At 44.9% G+C, this 19,336-nt stretch carries 16 protein-coding genes and 1 tRNA gene; 12 read left to right on the top strand and 5 right to left on the bottom strand.

What is annotated here, in order from left to right:
• Nucleotide 1: 1 nt before the first annotated feature.
• Nucleotides 2-83: transfer RNA gene (locus GKS34_RS08475), tRNA-Leu, on the bottom strand.
• A gap of 141 nt (nucleotides 84-224) precedes the next feature.
• Nucleotides 225-1,190 carry a glycoside hydrolase family 43 protein gene (locus tag GKS34_RS08470; RefSeq protein WP_163384375.1) on the bottom strand — a complete coding sequence of 322 codons (966 nt, stop codon included), beginning with the start codon at nucleotides 1,188-1,190 and terminating at the stop codon, nucleotides 225-227.
• A gap of 316 nt (nucleotides 1,191-1,506) precedes the next feature.
• Between GKS34_RS08470 and GKS34_RS08465 the strand changes: the two genes are divergently transcribed.
• The 9 genes from GKS34_RS08465 (at nucleotide 1,507) to GKS34_RS08425 (ending at nucleotide 13,698) form a co-directional block, all read left to right on the top strand.
• The gene (locus GKS34_RS08465; RefSeq protein ID WP_163384374.1) at nucleotides 1,507-4,608 is read left to right on the top strand and encodes a SusC/RagA family TonB-linked outer membrane protein; all 3,102 of its coding nucleotides are present in this window, start codon (nucleotides 1,507-1,509) and stop codon (nucleotides 4,606-4,608) included.
• 28 nt (nucleotides 4,609-4,636) lie between these two features.
• Nucleotides 4,637-6,142 (top strand): RagB/SusD family nutrient uptake outer membrane protein, encoded by a 1,506-nt coding sequence (locus GKS34_RS08460; protein ID WP_205602040.1) that lies wholly within the window; start codon nucleotides 4,637-4,639, stop codon nucleotides 6,140-6,142.
• Between the two features lie 158 nt (nucleotides 6,143-6,300).
• Nucleotides 6,301-7,341 (top strand): ThuA domain-containing protein, encoded by a 1,041-nt coding sequence (locus GKS34_RS08455; RefSeq protein ID WP_163384372.1) that lies wholly within the window; start codon nucleotides 6,301-6,303, stop codon nucleotides 7,339-7,341.
• Between the two features lie 45 nt (nucleotides 7,342-7,386).
• Nucleotides 7,387-8,238, top strand: a complete 852-nt coding sequence (locus GKS34_RS08450; protein WP_163384371.1) for a sugar phosphate isomerase/epimerase family protein — start codon at nucleotides 7,387-7,389, stop codon at nucleotides 8,236-8,238.
• 42 nt (nucleotides 8,239-8,280) lie between these two features.
• Nucleotides 8,281-9,105, top strand: coding sequence for a sugar phosphate isomerase/epimerase family protein (locus GKS34_RS08445; protein WP_240459240.1), 825 nt, complete (start codon nucleotides 8,281-8,283; stop codon nucleotides 9,103-9,105).
• Nucleotides 9,106-9,108: 3 nt separating this feature from the next.
• A complete protein-coding gene (locus GKS34_RS08440) occupies nucleotides 9,109-9,912 on the top strand; it encodes an alpha/beta fold hydrolase (RefSeq protein ID WP_163384370.1) in 804 nt (267 codons plus the stop codon).
• A gap of 150 nt (nucleotides 9,913-10,062) precedes the next feature.
• Nucleotides 10,063-10,785 (top strand): DUF8692 domain-containing protein, encoded by a 723-nt coding sequence (locus tag GKS34_RS08435; RefSeq protein WP_498366110.1) that lies wholly within the window; start codon nucleotides 10,063-10,065, stop codon nucleotides 10,783-10,785.
• A 71-nt stretch (nucleotides 10,786-10,856) separates the two neighbouring features.
• On the top strand, nucleotides 10,857-11,987 hold the full coding sequence (locus tag GKS34_RS08430) for an FG-GAP repeat domain-containing protein (RefSeq protein ID WP_163384368.1): 1,131 nt from the start codon (nucleotides 10,857-10,859) through the stop codon (nucleotides 11,985-11,987).
• A gap of 133 nt (nucleotides 11,988-12,120) precedes the next feature.
• The gene (locus GKS34_RS08425; RefSeq protein WP_163384367.1) at nucleotides 12,121-13,698 is read left to right on the top strand and encodes a calcineurin-like phosphoesterase C-terminal domain-containing protein; all 1,578 of its coding nucleotides are present in this window, start codon (nucleotides 12,121-12,123) and stop codon (nucleotides 13,696-13,698) included.
• A gap of 179 nt (nucleotides 13,699-13,877) precedes the next feature.
• Here the strand turns inward: GKS34_RS08425 and GKS34_RS08420 are convergent, their stop codons facing one another.
• The 3 genes from GKS34_RS08420 to GKS34_RS08410 form a co-directional block, all read right to left on the bottom strand.
• A complete protein-coding gene (locus tag GKS34_RS08420; protein ID WP_240459239.1) occupies nucleotides 13,878-15,008 on the bottom strand; it encodes a DUF922 domain-containing protein in 1,131 nt (376 codons plus the stop codon).
• Nucleotides 15,009-15,068: 60 nt separating this feature from the next.
• On the bottom strand, nucleotides 15,069-16,160 hold the full coding sequence (locus tag GKS34_RS08415; protein WP_163384366.1) for an Ldh family oxidoreductase: 1,092 nt from the start codon (nucleotides 16,158-16,160) through the stop codon (nucleotides 15,069-15,071).
• Between the two features lie 86 nt (nucleotides 16,161-16,246).
• Nucleotides 16,247-16,879 carry a 3-keto-disaccharide hydrolase gene (locus tag GKS34_RS08410; protein WP_163384365.1) on the bottom strand — a complete coding sequence of 211 codons (633 nt, stop codon included), beginning with the start codon at nucleotides 16,877-16,879 and terminating at the stop codon, nucleotides 16,247-16,249.
• Nucleotides 16,880-17,185: 306 nt separating this feature from the next.
• On the opposite strand from GKS34_RS08410, the gene GKS34_RS08405 reads away from it, so the two are divergent.
• From GKS34_RS08405 to GKS34_RS08395, 3 genes are all read left to right on the top strand, one after another.
• Entirely contained in the window at nucleotides 17,186-17,569 is a 384-nt protein-coding gene (locus GKS34_RS08405) for a TraR/DksA family transcriptional regulator (RefSeq protein WP_163384364.1), read from the top strand.
• A gap of 1 nt (nucleotide 17,570) precedes the next feature.
• A complete protein-coding gene (gene scpB / locus GKS34_RS08400) occupies nucleotides 17,571-18,131 on the top strand; it encodes an SMC-Scp complex subunit ScpB (RefSeq protein ID WP_163384363.1) in 561 nt (186 codons plus the stop codon).
• 130 nt (nucleotides 18,132-18,261) lie between these two features.
• Entirely contained in the window at nucleotides 18,262-19,320 is a 1,059-nt protein-coding gene (locus tag GKS34_RS08395) for a pseudouridine synthase (protein WP_163384362.1), read from the top strand.
• Nucleotides 19,321-19,336 lie beyond the last annotated feature (16 nt).

Genomic DNA, 19,336 nt, shown 5'->3' with positions numbered 1-19,336 from the left:
GTGCGCACGAAAGGATTCGAACCTTCACACCCGAAGGCGCTGCCACCTGAAGACAGTGCGTCTACCAATTTCGCCACGTGCGCATGTGATTGCAAAAATGAAAAATAAATTGATTTCCCGCAATGAAAAAGGCATTTATTACTGCTACAATCTTTCGTTAAATTTTCATTTTCTATTTTACGAAAATCAAGCTACTCAGTATCAAATCAATACTTGTTTATTTCTTAACGAGCAAAAGGCAATTTGTCAAAGAAAGTTTTATCTACCTTAAAAACAGTCCCATGTCTGCTGCCTTCCGGAAAGTTTATTCGATTGGATATATCAATCCAGTTTTCCAAATCGGAAGACATTACGGCCCCCATGTCCTTTTCAATGTACTTATCAAAATAGACCAGCCAATAATCACCCACCTTGGCGACCGTTGGGCCTTCTGCCCAATAATCTCCGGTAATCGGAGCTCCGGCAGGACCATATGGCCCGGTTAATTTTTGGCTTTTGGCTATTCTTATGTTTTTCCGTGGCGGCTCTCTTGTCTCGTCTTTAACGAAAAGCAGGTATTCACCATTGATTTCCTGGATCGTACCGTCAATGACATTGAATCCCGGCTCGTAAAACAAGCGGGTTTCGGAAAACGTTTCAAAGTCTTTTGTAGTCACGTAATATTGCCGGTGATTGTATCCGTCTTCTTCCTGAGACTGGGTTTCCGGATAGCGCCCGCTAATAGTAGTCGACCAATAAATTAGGTACAGGTCCTCTTTCTTATCGTAAAACACTTCGGGAGCCCAGGTATTTCTGGCATTTGGCTCCTGAGCCATTACGGGAATAAACTGTTGTTCGGACCATTGGACCAGGTCATCTGAATAAGCATACCCCAGGCCTTTTTCATTCCAGCTAACTGTCCATACCATATGGAACCGCCCGTCTCTCCCTTTCACAATGCAAGGATCCCGCATCAATTTATCCTCCCCGGCTGTGGGAGTAAGGATTGCGTTACCGTTTTCAAGAGGTTTGAATTGGTACCCGTCCAGTGAGTAGGCCAGGTGCAGGCCATCCTCCCCATTTCCAGTAAAATAAGAAAACAAATACACTTCTTTCTTGGCCTGGTAGGAGGTGGAGCTGCAAGCAGTCAGAAAAGCCACACTGCCTGAAATCAGGAGACTAAGGAAAAATTTATAAAGAGTAAGCGTCATTTTATGTTAAGATTTACATGCCATCACCAACAGCAAAGATAGCAATTAATCGGTCCATGGCTCCCGGCAAGCGAATATTCATGACAAAAATCACTTGCCATCCATCTATAAATCCGAATACCCAATCCTAAAAATCCCCCTTTTATAAAATTGTATTGGGTAATAATAGTCTTAAACACCAATAAATAATCATAAGCAGGATAGTACAGGATAGAATATTTGTAAAAAGTACGGAATTTTATATTTATCTATAACAATACCATCTTAATTATAAAATTCATTTTATTTAATCAATTAATCAATAAACCTAAAAGTTATGGAAAAATTTTTCCTTGAAAAATTAAAATACGGAATCGCCGTATTCGCCTTTTCGCTGCTTATGCTCGGCGGCCAGGCAATGGCCCAGGGGCAACGAACGGTCTCAGGGACCATTAAGTCTCAGGAGGACCAGGAATTGATTCCGGGAGTTTCAGTGTTGGTGAAAGGAACTACCCGTGGAACCGTTACAGATATTGACGGCGAATTCAGTCTGGAAGTAGCAAATGGAGAGATATTGGTCGCCAGTTTTATTGGCTACGAGACCCAGGAAGTGCTGGTAGAAGCCGGAATGAATCAGATAGAAATATTCCTCAATTCTTCTTTTTCTGATCTATCAGAGGTAGTAGTTGTGGGATATGGCACCCAGAAAAAATCCGATTTGACCGGAGCCGTGGGCTCAGTGAGTGCCGAGGCCCTGCAAGAGCGGCCATCCGCCTCTTTAAACCAAGCGCTTTCCGGAAGAATCACTGGGGTTAATGTATCGGTAAACTCCGGACGTCCCGGAGGTAGAGCAAATATCCGAATACGTGGTAATACTTCCGTAAGTATTGCAAACGATCCGCTGTATGTAATAGACGGGGTAATTATCCATGCTGCCGGACTGGCCAATGGAAGTACGCCGATTGACTACATCAACCCCAATGACATCGCCTCGGTAGAGGTGCTGAAAGATGCTTCTGCTACAGCTATTTATGGTGCCAGGGGAGCAAACGGGGTCATATTAGTAACCACAAAAAGAGGTAGCGACTCCGGTGGAGTCATCACTTTTGATACAGATGTAAGCGTAGGAGTTCTTCCCAAAAAGATCCCCTTATTGAATTCCGAAGAGTTTTTGATGGTGGAAGACATCGCCTATCAGAATGCTCAGAAATACGACCCATCAGGCTGGGCAAATGGAATTTACAGGGATCCCCAATTAAAAAGAACCAACCCGCGTTTGTTTGATGCTAACGGCAACCCGTTGCATGATACGGATTGGCAAGACGAATCCTTTCGGCAGGCAGTAACCCAAAATTACCAGTTGGGATTGACCGGTGGCAACGAAAAAGATTCCTACGGAATTTATGTCAATCACCGAAATGAAGAAGGCCTTATGCGCGGTTCTTATCTCAAGCGCTATGCCGGCCGGTTTGTCTTTGACAGCCAGATAAAAGATTGGCTGAAAGTGGGTGGTACCTTGAGCTATACGGATCAGAAAGAAAGCCAGGTAGACCCATTAGGGGCCGGAGGCATCATTGCTATGCGGCAAGTATTAGAGGCATTACCTATTATTCCGGTTAAATATGACGATGGAACCTGGGCTGGAAACGAAGATTACCCTGGCATGGAAGGTGGCAACAACCCCCTTCATGTAGTGGAAGACAGGGTATATATCGTTAACACCCAGACCATGCTTGGAAATTTGTATGCCAACTTTAGTCTGGCGGAAGGCCTGGAATTGCGTTCCGTTCTGGCAACCAATGTCATCAACCAGCGAGTGGATTATTACGGAGGCCGTATGCTAAACTACATCGCCAGAAATCAGCGGGGTGATGCTTATGTCATGAATGACCGCTTGAATTCCTGGCAGTTCGAAAATTACCTGACATACAATAAAGATATTGACGAGAATCAATCCATCAATGCGCTCTTGGGTATCTCCTGGCAGCACGTGGACCGATTCAATAGCATGGCTCGTTCACGGGATTTTCAGGACGATTATTTCAAATTTAATAACCTGGGTGCTGGAGCCAATGTTTTCCAGACCCAATCCGGCACTTCTGCTTACGGATTAAACTCCTATTTCGGCAGATTTAATTATAACCTTAAAGAAAAATACCTGCTGACTTTTACCGGAAGAATTGACGGATCCTCCAAATTTGGGGAAGCCAATCGCTATGCTGTTTTCCCTTCCGCAGCACTGGCATGGAGGATTTCCGAAGAAGACTTTCTTAAAGACAACAGAACTATTTCCAACCTTAAACTAAGAAGCAGCTACGGGGTAACGGGTAACTCTGAAATCGCTGCCTACCAGGCACTAGCCGGCATGGGCAACTACACGGTAATTTTTAATAATAACCGGTCCATCGGATTAGGCATCAACCGCCTGGCAAACCCTGATCTTCGATGGGAAAAAACTTTCCAAACCGATGTAGGACTGGAACTTGGACTATTTAATAATCGCCTTACGTTTGAACTGGACCTTTACAGAAAGTTGACGGAAGACATGTTGCTTAATGCCCCTGTACCTTCCAGTAGTGGTTATACCCAGGTAACGCAAAACATCGGAAGCATGGAAAATAAAGGCGTTGAATTTGCCTTGAACTCGGTGAACATGGTCAATAAGGATTTCCAATGGGACACGCATTTTAATATTTCCGTAAACAAGAACGAGGTGTTGGAACTAACAGGAGGGGCTGATATTTTCTCTGGTTCTACCATCATCCGTGAGGGGGAACCTGTTGGCTCATTCTTTGGATTTGTACACTTGGGTACCTGGGACACAGACGAGGCAGACCTGGCCGCACAGTATTTCAAGTTACCGGGAGATATTAAATACGAAGATGTGAATGGTGATGGTGCTATCAATGACAACGACCGGGTAATCATCGGGCAGGGTATTCCTAAGGGATTCGGAACCTTTATGAACACCTTTCAGTATAAGAATTTTGAATTGATGGTAGACATGCAATTTATGTATGGCAATCAGGTATTGTGGAGAAGCAAGCACTCTGCGGAAGACCGACAGGGAATTGCAAATAGTTTCCGAACGGTATTAAATGCATGGACTCCAGACAATCAAAACACCAACATTGCTCAATTGAGACCGTTAACAGCCGGGTACAATACTTTTAATGATTCGGACAGGGCACAGGATGGCTCCTTTGTAAGAGGTAGGAATCTTCTATTTGCCTATACCTTTGAGCCGCAACTGATTCAACGCATCAAGCTTAACCGGCTTAGGGCATTCGTATCGGTTCAGAATTTCTTCCTGAGCACAAAATTCCAGGGGTATGATCCCGAAGTTTCTACTTCCGGATCACCTTTTGACCAAGGAGTAGATTTGTATTCCTACCCAAAACCAAGGGTATTTATGCTGGGAGTAAACATAGCTCTGTAATCCGTAACGCTTGAAAAAAATGAAAATCATGAAAAAATACATCATAAAACTTAGCCGGGTATGTGTCATCGGCTTATTGATCCTAACGACCTGGGGATGCAACGAGTTTTTGGAAGAAACCGACAAATCCAATTTCACGTTAGAAAATTATTTTACCCGACCTGAGCATGCCACCAGTGTGGTAAATTCGATTTATGAAAGCCTGCAGCCGGTAATGGAAAGCGGCTTTGGCGGAGGGCCCTGGATGATGCTGGAATTTGCCACCGGGCTGGCCAATACGGAATTAGGTCAGGCTCAAAACAGCCTCTTCGTACGTAACCTAATCAATAATTCGGATAATGGATACGGTCAAACCTACTGGACCAGTTCGTACCGGGGAATAGCCAATGCAAACCTGGCGATCGAGAAAATACCGGAAATCGAAATGGACAATGCAAACCAGAACCGATTACTGGGAGAGGCCCGTTTTTTCAGAGCCTATTATTACTTCAATCTAATCCGAATTTTTGGAAACATTCCTTTGATTACTACTTCCATCGATTTGACCAGCCCGGAACTATACCCGGAACCGGCAAGTACGGAAGCGGTTTACAATCAGATTGTTGCCGACCTGGAAGTAGCTGAAGATTCAGGGCTGCCCTGGAGAGATGTAAGCGGCAGGGTTTCTATGGGAGCCGTGAAGTCACTTTTCGCCAGCGTCTACCTAACAATGGCTGGATACCCGCTTCAGGGTGGAAACCAATACTTTCAGCTTGCTGCTGAGAAGGCCAATGATGTTATCCAATCCGGCGAATTTGGTCTGTTTGATGATTACAGCAAATTGCATTCGGTAGAGGATAAAAACCTCGGGGAGCACATATTCATGACCCAGTATGCTGCTTTCGCTGTACCCTCGTCATGGCAGGTATCAATAATCCCTTACAACCGAGGTATTTCTGCCTATAGTGCAGAAACGGGAGGAATATTCGCCAATCAGGAATTTGTCGAATCCTTTGAATCAGGGGATAAAAGAGCAGAAGAAAAGGAGTTTTTCTACACTGAGTACAGCCTTGAGTCTGACAGAACCACTGTCATGGAGCTGGGCGACTATTATATCTGGAAACATTTTGACGAAGTAGCTCAGCTAAACACCACCAGTAGTGGCCTCAACTGGCCAATTTACCGCTATGCGGAGATTCTCCTGATTTATGCAGAAGCTATGAATGAGGTAAACGGACCCACCCAGGAAGCCTATGATGCCGTGAATAGCATTCGTGATAGAGCTAATCTCCCCGATTTGGAAAACCTGAGTCAGCAAGAATTCAGGGAAGCTGTTTGGAGAGAAAAATGGGTGGAATTATGTTTTGAAAATAAAACATGGTATGACATGGTCCGCTTAAGAAAGGCTTTTAATGTTGAAACGCTTCAATTTGAAGATTACGTCGGGCATCAGTTTTCATACGGACCGACCCTCAGGGAAAGAGAGCTGCTTTTCCCCATTCCTACAGCAGAGATCAGAAATAATGATAAGCTGACTCAGAATCAGGGATATTAAACCAACAGCTTAGAAATAGATGAATTACAAAGGGGCGAAACGGGTAGCAAAAACCTGGTTTGCCCCTTTTATCCTATATTAGCACATTAGATCCCCTTTCATTAGGGAATGTTCCAAACAATTTGCTTAATTTAATCTCCAAATAACTTCTTTTCTCCATGAAAGCACCGCGTGAAACCCCCCCTACCAACACCCTTTTAAGACTGGCATTATTGATTATTTTTGCCTTTGGCAGTAGTCTCTCCATAGCCCAGCAGGAAAAATTGATGCTTCATTTCGAAGGAGGCGACGGCCCCGGGCAGGGGAAAAAAATAGTTTTGATAGCCGGAGATGATGAGTACCGCTCCGAGGAAGGGCTCCCGATGCTGGCGAAAATTCTTTCCACACATCATGGCTTTACGACTACGGTCCTTTTTCCTATCCATCCTGAAAACAACGAGGTAGTCCCCAACTATAAAAGCAACATACCCGGGATGGAAGCACTTGAAGATGCCGATCTGGCCATCATTCTCCTGCGATTCCGGGAGTTACCCGATGAGCAAATGCGTTATTTTGATGAATTCCTCAAGGCAGGCAAACCTCTGCTGGCACTCCGCACCTCTACCCATGCCTTTAATTACAGTGCAGAAAGCACAAGTCCCTATGCAAAATACCATTGGCAAAGCAAATTCCCCGGCTGGGAAAAAGGCTTTGGAAGAAAAATTCTCGGCGAAACCTGGGTGGCACACCATGGTCATCACGCGGTGGAAGGAACCCGGGGTTTATTAGATGGAATACAGGACGCAACAAATAATCCAATACTCAATGGCGTACAAGACATTTGGGCAGCTTCTGATGTGTATACGGTTACAAGTATTGGGGACGATGCCTCTGTTTTGATTCATGGCGCATCTACCTCAGGAATGACCCCGGAATCACCCATCAACTGGAAAAAGTCCCTCATGCCAGTAGCCTGGACCAAGTCCTACGCCCTTGAAGGTGGAAAAAAAGGAAGGGTCTTTGCCAGTACCATGGGCGCATCGGTAGACCTTCTTAGTGAAGATTTACGGAGGTTAATTGTAAATGCTACCTACTGGGGACTGGATATGGGGCCCCAAATCCCCGAAATGGCAAATGTTTCCATTGTAGGAAACTACGAACCGACCATGTTTGGCTTTGATAATTTCCAGAAGGGAATGAAAGTTAGCGATTTCGAATAGAAGATTGATAAAACCTGGTTTTTTACCCATTATAAACAATACATCATGAATAAAATTGGATTTAACGTACTGGCCTGGTCTGCGGTCGTTTCAGATGATTTAAAACCCATTATTGAGCGATTAAAAACCATCGGCTATGACGGTGTGGAATTTTTTGTAGGATCTCCTGAGGAAAAAGCCTACCAGGAAATCGGGAAATTTGCCAGCCAGACGGGCCTGGAAACAACCACCGTCTTTGTATTAGGTCCCGAAGAAAATCCCATCAACCCGGATGCCAAGGTCCGGGACAGGGCTCTGGATAAAATAAAGTGGACCATAGACCGCTCCCACGATTTGGGAGCTAAGGTGATCTGTGGCCCTTTCCACTCCGCTTTTTCCACCTTTGCACAGCGATCCCCTACCGAGGACGAATACAACTGGAGTGCGGAGGTATTGCACAAAGCAGGAGATCATGCCCAGCAGGCAGGCATTACCCTTACTCCGGAAGCATTGAACCGATTTGAATGCTACCTTTGCAATACTATGGATCAGTTAATCCATTTGGTGAAAAAAGTGGATCACCCCCACGTAAAAGCCATGTTTGACACCCACCATGCGAACATTGAAGAAAAAAAACTAGGCGAGGCCCTTCGAAAAGTAGCACCTTACCTGGGTCATGTGCATATTAGTGAAAATGACCGGGGAACACCCGGATCTGGCCATGTGCCCTGGGACGATACCTTTTCTACTTTGTCCGAAATTAAATTTGGGGGCTGGCTGACCATTGAAGGGTTTACCAGAAACGACCCGGATTTCGCTAATTCGATCGGTGTTTGGAGAGAGTTTTCCCAGCCCTGGGAAATGGCAGAAAACGGTTACCGTTTTATCAAGGAAATGGGAGAAAAACACGGTTTATAAGTCAAACTCAACCTTTTATCAAAACAAAAAACAATACCTACAATGAATAACTTACCTTTTCGCTTCGGAGCAGAAGTCTACACCTGGTTCATGAGCCAAAACGGGGAAACCTACAAAGGCCAGTTGGGCCACATGATAGAGGTTATCTCCAAAGCCGGATTTACAGGAATACAACCAATTTTTACCTGGATGGGTCCCTTATCCGATGCCAATCTGTTGGAAAAGAAACTCAAAGAGGAAAACATAGAACTGGCAGCTGTTGCCCTTGCCTTAGATTGGAATGGTACCAAAGAAACGGACGAAGAAAAAAAGATTGCTGACGAGGCCATTGAGCTGTTATCGAAATTTCCGGGATCGGTGCTCTGTACCGTTCAGATCCCCACCGGCAGACACGACCTGGTACAGCGAAGAAAGAACCTGGTAGAAATTGTGAACACCGTTTCTTCCCGAGCGACTGATCGGGGAGTGATTAGCAGTTTCCATCCAAATTCTCCTCACAGTTCCATCACCCGAACGGAAGAAGACTACCAGGTCATTCTGGAAAGCCTTGACCCTAAGGTGACAGGATGGTGCCCGGATGTAGGTCACATTATCAATGGTGGAATGGACCCGCTGGCCAAGATGAAAGAATACCGCTCACTTATCAATCACGTACATTACAAGGATTGGGATGGGAATCCTGAATTCACCCTTATGGGAAATGGAAAAGTCGATTTTACCAGCATTACCCAATGGCTGAAAGACGAGCAATTTAATGGATGGATTATCTGTGAAGATGAGGGTCAGGAGGCATTAAAGGATCCCGATTTTGTAACCCTCCACGATGGCGAATGGGTTCATAAATCACTAATACCTAGCTTAAAATAAATTATGCCTGTTGTACAAAGTAATGGAATTAACCTCCACTATGAGGAAAGAGGATCTGGTGAGCCGCTGTTATTAATTATGGGCATCACTGCCCCTGGGGCCGTTTGGGAAAAACACGTGGAGTATTGGGAAAAAAGCTTTCGTTGCATTTTGGTGGACAACCGGGGGGTGGGATTATCTGACAAACCTCCGGGACCCTACAGTTCGGCACAAATGGCCGATGACTGTGCCGGTTTATTGAAACACCTCGGCCTTTCGGGTGTGCGGGTAGTCGGTGTATCCATGGGTAGCATTATCGCCCAGCAGTTGGGCATTCGCCATCCAGAGCTATTGAGATCCCTCGTTCTTATGTGTCCCTGGGCCAGATGTGACCGCACGGCTAAGGACATTTTCAGACACATGATGGACTGCAAAGCCCGGTTTCGCCCGGAGGAGTTTAGCCTCTACGTACAACTGTTGATTTTTTCCAAAGCCACCTTTGATGATGACTCAAGTTACGAGGACATGGTAGAGGACCGGGAAAATGCGGCTTTGGACCCTTCTCCCCAACCGCTGATTGGTCTGGAAGGACAGGCAGAAGCCTGCATTCACCATGAGGTATTGGACCAGCTATCTTCCATCACTCATCCCACCTTTGTCCTGGGTGGCGAGGTCGATGCCTTTACTCCTCAATGGATGACCCGGGAAGTTGCCGAAGCCATTCCCAATTCCCTGCTACACATATACCCTGGTAGCGGACATGCCTTCCATTGGGAAAATCTGGAGGATTTTAACCACCGGGTCAATCAATGGTTGCTGGAAAATTAGGTGCCTTCGGCTTAGGTATTGTATATTTTTTAGTCTGTTTCCGAAAAGTATCTTGCTGCTTGGCTGGTATAAATACCGGTGTAAGCAGCATTTTTTTAAATAGCTACTTTTTGGTAAACAAATTGTTATCTAGATGGCACTAAGCTTAAAATGGCCTTGGTAACCAACTTTATGAAATTCAAAATTACCCTAACTACCGTTTTAAAATTTCTAGGATCCATCATACTTTTGTTATTGGTATTAAATCTAGCTTGTGTCTGGATGCAATACGTTATCGAAGATAAAAAGCCGTTCCATATTTTTTTTATCCGTCTTTTTGATTTTAACCAGGAAGCAAACATACCCTCCTTTTTTTCATCCTTGTTGCTATTGACGGTTGCTGTATTATTGTATTTCATTTACCGCTACGAAAAAAAGACTGAACAAAAAGCAATGGGCTGGCAAGGATTAGCACTTGTATTCACTTTTTTATCCATAGACGAAGCCACTGAAATTCACGAATTCCTTATCGGTTATTTCAGAACCCATTATGAATTTTCAGGGTATTTCTATTACGCCTGGATTATTCCGTATTCCACAGCTATGCTACTGTTAGGTCTGGTATACATCCCTTTTTTTAAGCGACTAGACGGCCGGATATTCATTTTGATGATGGTTTCCGGGGCAATCTTTATCGCTGGCGCTATTGGCATGGAAATGCTCGGAGGCAATACCATGGAGAATGAAGGGTTTGGGCTGCGGTACATGATTTTTTACACTATTGAGGAAACCCTTGAAATGGCCGGTGTATCGCTCTTTATTTTCAGCCTTCTCCGTTTTCTTGCGGGTAGAAAAAAGAACCTCTCTTTCAAATTAAAGCCTTCCGGCGGTTAAAAAGCCCCAAATTCTTCTTTGAACAGGATAGTGCAGGACACTTTTCCCTACTAATATCCTAACTTTAGCGTATGATTGGATATGTATGTATTGCCTTATCGTTGGTTTTTCTCAACAATGATCCCCAACCTGTTACTTTTGAAAAACAACTGATCGCCATGGAAAGCGCAGAATCCGTCGGTGTATTCGATGTAGATGGGGATGGAATCCATGACCTTGTTTCTGGAAGTTATTGGTATAAAGGGCCGGAGTTCACCAAAAGGCAGCTCATCGGTCAGGTGAAACGAGTTAGTGAATACTTTGATGATTTTTCTACCATTCCCATGGACGTAAACGGCGATGGGAAAATGGATTACGTTACGGGTGGATGGTTTGGCAAAACCTTATTTTGGGCAGAGAATCCCGGTACAAACGGGGAATGGGACGTTCACGAGATTGCCAATACGGGGAATGTGGAAACCTCCCGTGCCTGGGATGTAGATGGTGACGGACACCTGGACATTGTTCCCAATACGCCCAATCAGCCCCTGGCTTACTATACCTTAAACAGAGACGCCGAAGGAAAGGGGACAAAATCATTCGACAAGCACCCTGTCATCGATAAACACGGGCATGGATTGGGTTTTGGAGACATCAATGGCGACGGAAGAGGAGACTTTATTATCCCGGAAGGCTGGCTGGAAGCCCCCGAAGATTTGGGAACCGGTACCTGGAAGCTTCATCCCTCCTTTGAATTGGGAGGTGCGAGCGTTCCCATTTTGGTTGAAGATGTTAACGGAGATGGCTTAAATGACCTGATCGTGGGACAGGGGCATGATTACGGACTACACTGGTACCAACAGCAACGCGAGGGAGAACGGATTACCTTTATCAAACGTCCCATCGATCCTTATCAGTCTCAATACCACACCATGGAATGGGCGGACATTGACAACGACGGACAAATGGAATTGATTACCGGCAAAAGATACCGCGCGCATAATGGAAATGATCCCGGAGCAAACGACCACTTGGGATTGTATTATTTTAAGTGGAACGGAGAATCCTTTACCAAAAATATCATCAGCTATGGTCCTTTCGGAGAAGGAAAGGGCGCAGGTCTCTATTTTTCGGTAGAAGATCTGAATGGAAATGGGCTTCTGGATATCGTCGTTGCAGGCAAAGATGGACTGGTCGTCTTTCACAATAAAGGGTCCCGATAATCTGTAATCCCGGTGTGGAAATTTGAAAAAACTCGTATTCAGAACGCTAAGAAATAACGTTAATTTAATCCGTTCCCCACACTTGTGATAGTCAAATGAATTAATTTAGGCCTTTATAAAAAAAGCCAACCCTATGAAAAAATTAATCATCTTTTGTTGGTCCCTTGGTATCAGCTTCCAACTACTTGCCCAGGAGCAGGTAACCGGGGTAGTATATGAAGACCACAATCAAAACGGAAAAAAAGAACGCAGAGAAAAGGGAATTCCTTCAGTAGCGGTCAGCAATGGAGTATCCGTAGTTCTCACAGATGAGGATGGTAAGTACACACTCCCTCTTGGAAACGATCAGATCATTTTTGTTATCAAGCCCACAGACTATGCCGTTCCGACAGGAGAGGACAAGCTACCCAAATTTTATCACATTCATAAACCAGACGGATCACCTGACCTTCAATACGAAGGGGTGGCCCCAACTGGTAAATTGCCCAAATCAGTAGATTTTGCCCTTTATGCCCAGGAAGAACCTGAGGAATTCACCGCGATGGTTTTTGGAGATCCCCAGCCCTACACGCAAAAAGAGCTGGAATTATTTGCTCAGGGAGTAGTAGAAGAAGCGAAAAATGAAACGGATATCAGCTTTGGGATTAGCCTCGGGGATCTGTCCGGTGATGACCTGGACCTTCACCCCGGTTATGTGGAAGTCCTCAAACAAACTTCCTGGCCCTGGTATAATGTAATGGGGAACCACGACATGAATTACGATGCCACATCGGATGCGCTTGCAGATGAGTCCTTTGAAAAAACTTTTGGACCGTCCGCCCATGCATTCAATTATGGAGGTGCTCACTTTATAATACTGGAAGATATATTGTATCCAGACCCCAGAGACGGACAGGGTTATTGGGGTGGTTTCCGGAAAGACCAGTTGGATTTTGTAGAAAACGACCTGAAACATGTTGATAAGGATCAGCTTGTCGTCCTTTCGTTTCACATCCCCCTGCTTCATCAAAATGAAAACTCCTTCCGTGACAGCGACCGAAAGCGTTTGTTTGATTTACTGAAAGACTACCCAAACCGCCTGGCCATGTCTGCGCATACTCACTTGCAACGGCACAATTTCTATACGGCTGAAGACGGCTGGGAAGGCAAAGGGCGATTTCACGAGTACAATGCCGGAACCACCTCCGGTGATTGGTATTCCGGAAAATTGAATGCGAAGGGAATACCCATCTCTACCATGAGAGACGGTACACCTAAAGGTTACGCCCTGTTGCATATTGCCGAAAACAGCTATTCCATCGACTATAAAGTGGTAGGTAAACCGCTTGATTACCAAATTGGGATATACAATCCCAATGTAGTAGCCAATAACCGAGGAACCTCCTCTGGAATATTTGCCAATTTCTTTATGGGAGACAAGGACGATCTGGTAGAATATAAAATTGATAACGGAGAATGGCGTGCCATGAACTGGGTAGAAGCACCAGACCCTTCTTTTATCGCAGATGTGATGGAATGGGATTTCATGGAGGAACTGGAACCCGGAAGAAGGCCCTCCAACCCTGTTAATTCTACCCACCTCTGGAGAGGAAGTATTCCCACCAACCTTTCTGTGGGCACCCATACCATTACAGTCCGCGCGAAAGATATGTTTGGCCGCACACACACCGCTACCAGTGAATACAGAATTGCAGAACCGGTAACTTATTAAAACCACCAACCCAACCTGCATAAAAAGTGGCATCCCAATCATGGTGATGGCCACTTTTTTTTGTTAAGCGATTCGCCTTTGAACCTCAAAACTGAACGGCACAAATCGCTTTTACCAATAAAAATAGCTGTTTTACAGGCGTTTCTTGGGTTACGGCATTCCAATTACCCGGTGCTACATCACTTTACTCCAAACCGAGCCAACTCCTCGTCAATTTTTCTATTCCACCTTTCCTGAGCTCCTCCGTTTAATCCATGCGCCGTTTCCCTATCGTATTGTTCCTGCAGCTGATTCATTTCCCGATAAGCCTCCAGGTAATGAAAGGAAACTTTGCGATCAAAATTATGGGGTTGTAGGTTCAGTTGCCGTACTCGTTCCTTAAGCCGCTCCACCACTATTTTTGCAATATCAAAATGCCGTTGTTCGTGGTTCAGTCCGTAGCTATTGTTCTCACGCCTTACCCAGGAAGAACTTTTCAGCATATAGGTCTTGAATGTCAGGTCAACGATCACTTTGCCTTCCTCGATCCAGCTATTCCCTTCGTACCCTATACTGGCAAAGATCGAAGCGGCGTAATTGTTAAACCGGGGCCGTCCCGTGAAATCATCCCAGGTAAGAGGCCTGAACGGGTCATAAAAAACCGTGTCATCTTTCATATCCTGCTGATAATCCCGAATCCGAATCGTTACATCACGAAGCAGTTTTATGTCTTTATCTGATTCATTTTCTATCCAATCGTTAAAATACTTTAAGGAGTTATTGATAGACCTTTTGAGAACAGGGGCTATCAGGTAAAACTGGCGCACCCCTCTTTTATAACTCGCCCCTCCCTGAAAATCCAGGAGGTGGACCAATTCTCCGTCCCGATCCAGCTCAAACGAAAAATCCAGAAATACCTCCCCAGCGACCACCCCGTTTCCGGCATCGTGTAAGGACTCTACGATTTTCAGGTCTTTTATCCGGACGACAATGGGTCTTAATTGCTCGTTCCGGGGTAGCACACCAAATAGGTACGCCTTCACAGCATTCATAGCACCCCCTGCCAGGTCCACCGTTTCTAATTGGCTGCCGCTCCGGACATGGGGTACTAAAAATGCCACAGGAGACCGATCGGTGCGGTCATCTATCAGTCCTTTGATATAGTATTCCTCCGGAACAAACAGTTGAGAGGTTACATTCAGGGAAATGGGATCGATTATTGGGGGCCCTTGCTGGGCTGACCGGGGAAATACTACAAATGATTGCAGGACGATTAGGGTAAAAAATCCAATTACCATGCCTTTAAACCCGTATTGCTGCCACTTTCTCATGAGCGATTTTCCTTTCTACCTGCATAACGCCAATTTGGTCGGCCAGGTTCTGAATTCGGGCTATGGAAGCGGAATACCCAGGGACGCCGAGATAGCCTGCAAATCCCTAACCACGGGCACCTGCAAGGGAATGCCTTTCTTCATCCGTATTTTGTAAGCGGCCCATTCCGGATCTCCGGGAACCTTCACTTTTGGTTTTTCCGGCAAATGGGCAGTTGCTCTCATGGTCCGTATCCATTCATCCATATTCTGCTTGAATTCCCTTAAGTCCCGAAACCCCTCCACATCCCAGGCTCCAAAAAAATGCCCGATGCCTTTACCGACCTGCTTTTCGGACTGGGGTGAGTCAATGGCAAAAGGGATGGCATACGGGCCCCAGTTCGCACCACTCAGGACCGCACTCATAATATCCACGATCCCTCCAAGGCAATAGCCCTTATGGCCCGAACCCTCCCGGGTACTACCTAAGGGAAGTAAAGCCCCTCCATTCATCATTCGTTCGGGTTCTTTTGTCGGCTTCCCCATTTCGTCCAGACACCAGCCCAAAGGCACCTTCTCTCCTGCCCGGCTGGCAATTTCCAGTTTGCCATAGGCAACCGTACTGCTGGCAAAGTCCATCAGCACAACAGGCTCTTCTCCTGTAGGAAAACCCATGGCCAATGGATTGGTTCCCAACATTTTCTCTACTCCGTTAAAGGGCGCTACACCTTTTGTAGTGTTGGTCATAGACATTCCAATAAAATCTTGTTTCGCGGCCATCAGGGGATAATATCCGGCCGCCCCATAATGGTTGGTATGAAATACGGAAATTGAGCCCTGACCATGAAGCCTGGCTTTGGTTATGGCCATTTCCATGCACTTGGGACCAATGACTAATCCCAAACCATTATCTCCATCCACGGTGGCTACCGCATGCTTTTCCCGGATTATTTTCAACCTTGGCCGGGGATTTATCTTTCCAGCCTGCAACAAATCCGTGTAGGTCTTTAATCGGGCAATGCCATGAGAGTCAATTCCATGCTCATCGCTATATGCCAGGACATCCGTAGCCAGATGGGCATCCTGCTCCGGAATACCGAAATGCGCAAAAACCCTGAAGGTAAACTGTCTCAATTTCTCCGGGTCAAAATTTATCCTTTCCTCCTTGGTCATTTTTTTGGGTTAACTAAAAACATCCGACTCCCCTAAACGGAAAACCGGATGTCAAATGAATGTGAAGCCCGTATTATCTTGCTTTGTCAGGGAAGCGGCTTGATCATGATATCCTTATAATAGATAACACTTTTTGGGTCGTGTGCCTGCAACGCAATGGTGCCACTGCTCAATTTTTTTTGACTATCTCCGATATCTCCTCTGTCTTGTGCCTCGGTGAACTCATTGATTACTTCACCGTTCACTTTTACGGTTACCTGATCTCCTTCCACGATGATATGCTGGGTATACCATTCCCCGTCCGAAACAAAGGTTTCTTTAACGTCTTTGAAACTGTACACGCTACCCGTTTTTCTCCAATCTCCATGCGTTTGATTAACCTGAATTTCATAGCCTTTCTCCGGCCAACCGTCTTCTTGGAAGGCTGTGTGGATAAAGATACCTGAATTGGCATTAGGCATGGTTTTAACCTGCATTTTCAATTCAAAGTTGTCGAAATCATGATTTTCGACTTTACCCGTGTAGAAAAGATGGGCTCTCGGGCCATCGATCTTAATAACTCCATCTTCTATGGAAAAAGACTCCGGATTTTCACTGATGCTCCAGCCTTTAAACGATTTGCCATTAAAAAGTTTGATCCAGCCGTCTTTATCAGCCTTCTGAGCCTGTAAGGAAATTGAAATAAAGGCAAGTAAAACAATACATATAATTTTTTTCATCGGAATAAGAATTGGTTTATTGTTGTAGTATAGTTGAAAATTACTACAATAAACGGTATTATTCAAGTAAGTTCTTTAAATCCGGTTTTAAAAATTCCTTTCATATTCACATACAAAAGAATATCGTTGCCAAAACCGAAAAGGAAAAATTATAAACATCCTTTTGGGTATTTCCAAACTGGATTTAAAATTATATGCAGTTGAAGCGCGCTAACTCCGATTACTCCCTTATAAATAAGGGATAATAGATTTTTGATTTCGGAATAGTCACTGTATTTTAGAGAAATTTTTAAAAAGAACCGTAGTATGAGCCAGGAAGAAAAAACCAGTTATTCCAAGGAGGAGCTTCAGGAATTTGAAGTTCTTATCAATGACAAGCTTGCCGTAGCCAGGGAAGAACTTGCACAATTAAAAAGATCTCTGAGCAAGCAAAATGACGGTGGAACGGATAATACGGCTTCTACCTCGAAGATTCTTGAAGATGGAGCAGATACGCTGGAAAGGGAAAATTTAAGCCAGCTGGCTGCCCGGCAGCAAAAGTTCATTATAAACCTCGAGAATGCACTTCGGAGAATTAAAAATGGCACCTATGGTGTATGCGTTGACACTGGAAAGTTAATCAGTAAGGAAAGGTTACGGGCCGTTCCCCACACCATGCACAGCATTGAAGCCAAGTTAGCCAAAAAATAGGTTGGATTTTTTGCACCGACATATTGAGGCTCTGGTATTTTGCTCTCCTGACCCCCTGGGCTTGGAGGAGATTCAAAAATGCCTGTCAGAAATGTTTGAATCTGAAATTCCCGTCGAACATTTGGAGGATGCCATTTCTGCCTTAAAACAGAAGTACCTGGATGAGGCACATGCATTCAGCCTGGAAAAAATAGCAGGTGGCTACCAATTTTTAACCAAACCTGCCTATCAAACCAGCATTGCGATTCTGCAAAAACACCAATCCCAGAAAAGGCTTTCCACCGCACAATTGGAAACCCTTTCCATCATCGCATACAAACAGCCGGTCACCAAGTCTGAAATCGAGCAAATCAGAGGAGTAAACTGTGACTATTCCGTGCAGAAGCTTCTTGAAAAGTCCCTGGTGGCCATAAAAGGAAAATCCGATGGCATTGGCAGGCCGCTGTTATATGGCACCAGCACCCAATTTATGGAATACTTTGGAATCAATGACCTGAATGAGCTGCCTCAACCCAAAGATTTCAAGACCGAAGAAAATGAAATCGGTGATCAAAAGGAATGAATTTTCCTGAATAATAGTAACATCCCGGAAAAAAGCGTAATTTTGCACCCGCTTTCACAAGGACAAGTCTCTAAAAACCAGGGATTACGAAATACACTATTATAAATACAGCAGAGATGCTGCAACTATTATGAAAAAATTCAATGCTTCCAAAGGAGATTCCTCCAGGAAATACGACAAAAATAAGCGCAGTTCAGATAATAAGTCCCGCACTTCCAGGAACAAGCCCCAGCAACCCGAAAAAAATGAAGTCCCTGAAAAAAGGGAATACAAAGGACGTGGAAAAAACGAGAGACCCGTTTACGGTAGCGTTGAAGAAAAAGATCAAAAAAAGAAGCCATTTCGAAAACCCTATTCTCCCATTAAAAGAGGAAGCAAAGCCGGTAAGGAGAAATCCGAAAACCAGCCGGAATACAATTTAAAAGCCATTCAAAAGACCCTTCCCCGAGAGGAAGCCGAAATCAGACTGAATAAGTTCATTGCCAATGCCGGCATTTGTTCCAGAAGAGAGGCGGATAGCCTGATCGAAAAGGGAGAAATTGCGGTTAACGGAAAATTAGTAACCGAACTGGGCTACAAAGTATTACGAAAGGACAAAGTGACCTATAAAGGGAAATCTATCCGGCCAGAAAAACCGGTATACCTTTTACTAAATAAACCCAAAGATTTTATTACAACCACGGACGATCCCCTCGAAAGGAAAACGGTCATGCACCTGGTGGAAGGCGCCTGTGAGGAACGCCTGTTTCCAGTAGGTAGGCTCGACCGAAATACCACCGGCTTGTTGTTTTTTACTAATGATGGCGAACTTTCTGCCAAACTTACGCACCCGGCTTACGAAATCAAAAAAATCTATCAGGTAACGCTAGACAAACCCATCAGTAAAAACGATGTGGACGCCATACGAGATGGGATAACGCTGGAAGACGGCCTTGCCGAGGTGGACGATTTACAGGTGCTTTCTCTGGACAAAACTATTTTAGGCCTGGAAATCCATTCCGGAAAAAACCGGATTGTGCGCAGAATTTTTGCTCATTTTGGATACGAAGTGACTGCCCTGGACCGGGTGGCTTTTGCCGGTCTGAGCAAAAAAGACATCCCCCGGGGAAAATACCGGTTCCTCAATGAAAAAGAGGTAATCAACCTAAAATACCTGAACAAAGGCAAAAACAAAAAGCGGCAGAAATAAGCCGCTTTTTGTTTTT

The sequence above is a fragment of the Cyclobacterium jeungdonense genome (assembly GCF_010994275.1).
GTDB lineage: Bacteria > Bacteroidota > Bacteroidia > Cytophagales > Cyclobacteriaceae > Cyclobacterium > Cyclobacterium jeungdonense.
This window is presented reverse-complemented; position numbering and strand designations above follow the sequence as displayed.

Excerpts from the sequence above, each read along its gene's own strand:
- GKS34_RS08460 (WP_205602040.1), top strand. The coding sequence starts at position 4,637 with ATGAAAAAATACATCATAAAACTTAGCCGGGTATGTGTCATCGGCTTA.
- GKS34_RS08445 (WP_240459240.1), top strand. The coding sequence starts at position 8,281 with ATGAATAACTTACCTTTTCGCTTCGGAGCAGAAGTCTACACCTGGTTC.
- GKS34_RS08410 (WP_163384365.1), bottom strand. The coding sequence starts at position 16,879 with ATGAAAAAAATTATATGTATTGTTTTACTTGCCTTTATTTCAATTTCC.
- GKS34_RS08395 (WP_163384362.1), top strand. The coding sequence starts at position 18,262 with ATGAAAAAATTCAATGCTTCCAAAGGAGATTCCTCCAGGAAATACGAC.
- GKS34_RS08440 (WP_163384370.1), top strand. The coding sequence starts at position 9,109 with ATGCCTGTTGTACAAAGTAATGGAATTAACCTCCACTATGAGGAAAGA.
- GKS34_RS08430 (WP_163384368.1), top strand. The coding sequence starts at position 10,857 with ATGATTGGATATGTATGTATTGCCTTATCGTTGGTTTTTCTCAACAAT.
- GKS34_RS08405 (WP_163384364.1), top strand. The coding sequence starts at position 17,186 with ATGAGCCAGGAAGAAAAAACCAGTTATTCCAAGGAGGAGCTTCAGGAA.
- GKS34_RS08425 (WP_163384367.1), top strand. The coding sequence starts at position 12,121 with ATGAAAAAATTAATCATCTTTTGTTGGTCCCTTGGTATCAGCTTCCAA.
- GKS34_RS08465 (WP_163384374.1), top strand. The coding sequence starts at position 1,507 with ATGGAAAAATTTTTCCTTGAAAAATTAAAATACGGAATCGCCGTATTC.
- GKS34_RS08470 (WP_163384375.1), bottom strand. The coding sequence starts at position 1,190 with ATGACGCTTACTCTTTATAAATTTTTCCTTAGTCTCCTGATTTCAGGC.
- GKS34_RS08420 (WP_240459239.1), bottom strand. The coding sequence starts at position 15,008 with ATGAGAAAGTGGCAGCAATACGGGTTTAAAGGCATGGTAATTGGATTT.
- GKS34_RS08415 (WP_163384366.1), bottom strand. The coding sequence starts at position 16,160 with ATGACCAAGGAGGAAAGGATAAATTTTGACCCGGAGAAATTGAGACAG.
- GKS34_RS08435 (WP_498366110.1), top strand. The coding sequence starts at position 10,063 with ATGGCCTTGGTAACCAACTTTATGAAATTCAAAATTACCCTAACTACC.
- GKS34_RS08450 (WP_163384371.1), top strand. The coding sequence starts at position 7,387 with ATGAATAAAATTGGATTTAACGTACTGGCCTGGTCTGCGGTCGTTTCA.
- GKS34_RS08455 (WP_163384372.1), top strand. The coding sequence starts at position 6,301 with ATGAAAGCACCGCGTGAAACCCCCCCTACCAACACCCTTTTAAGACTG.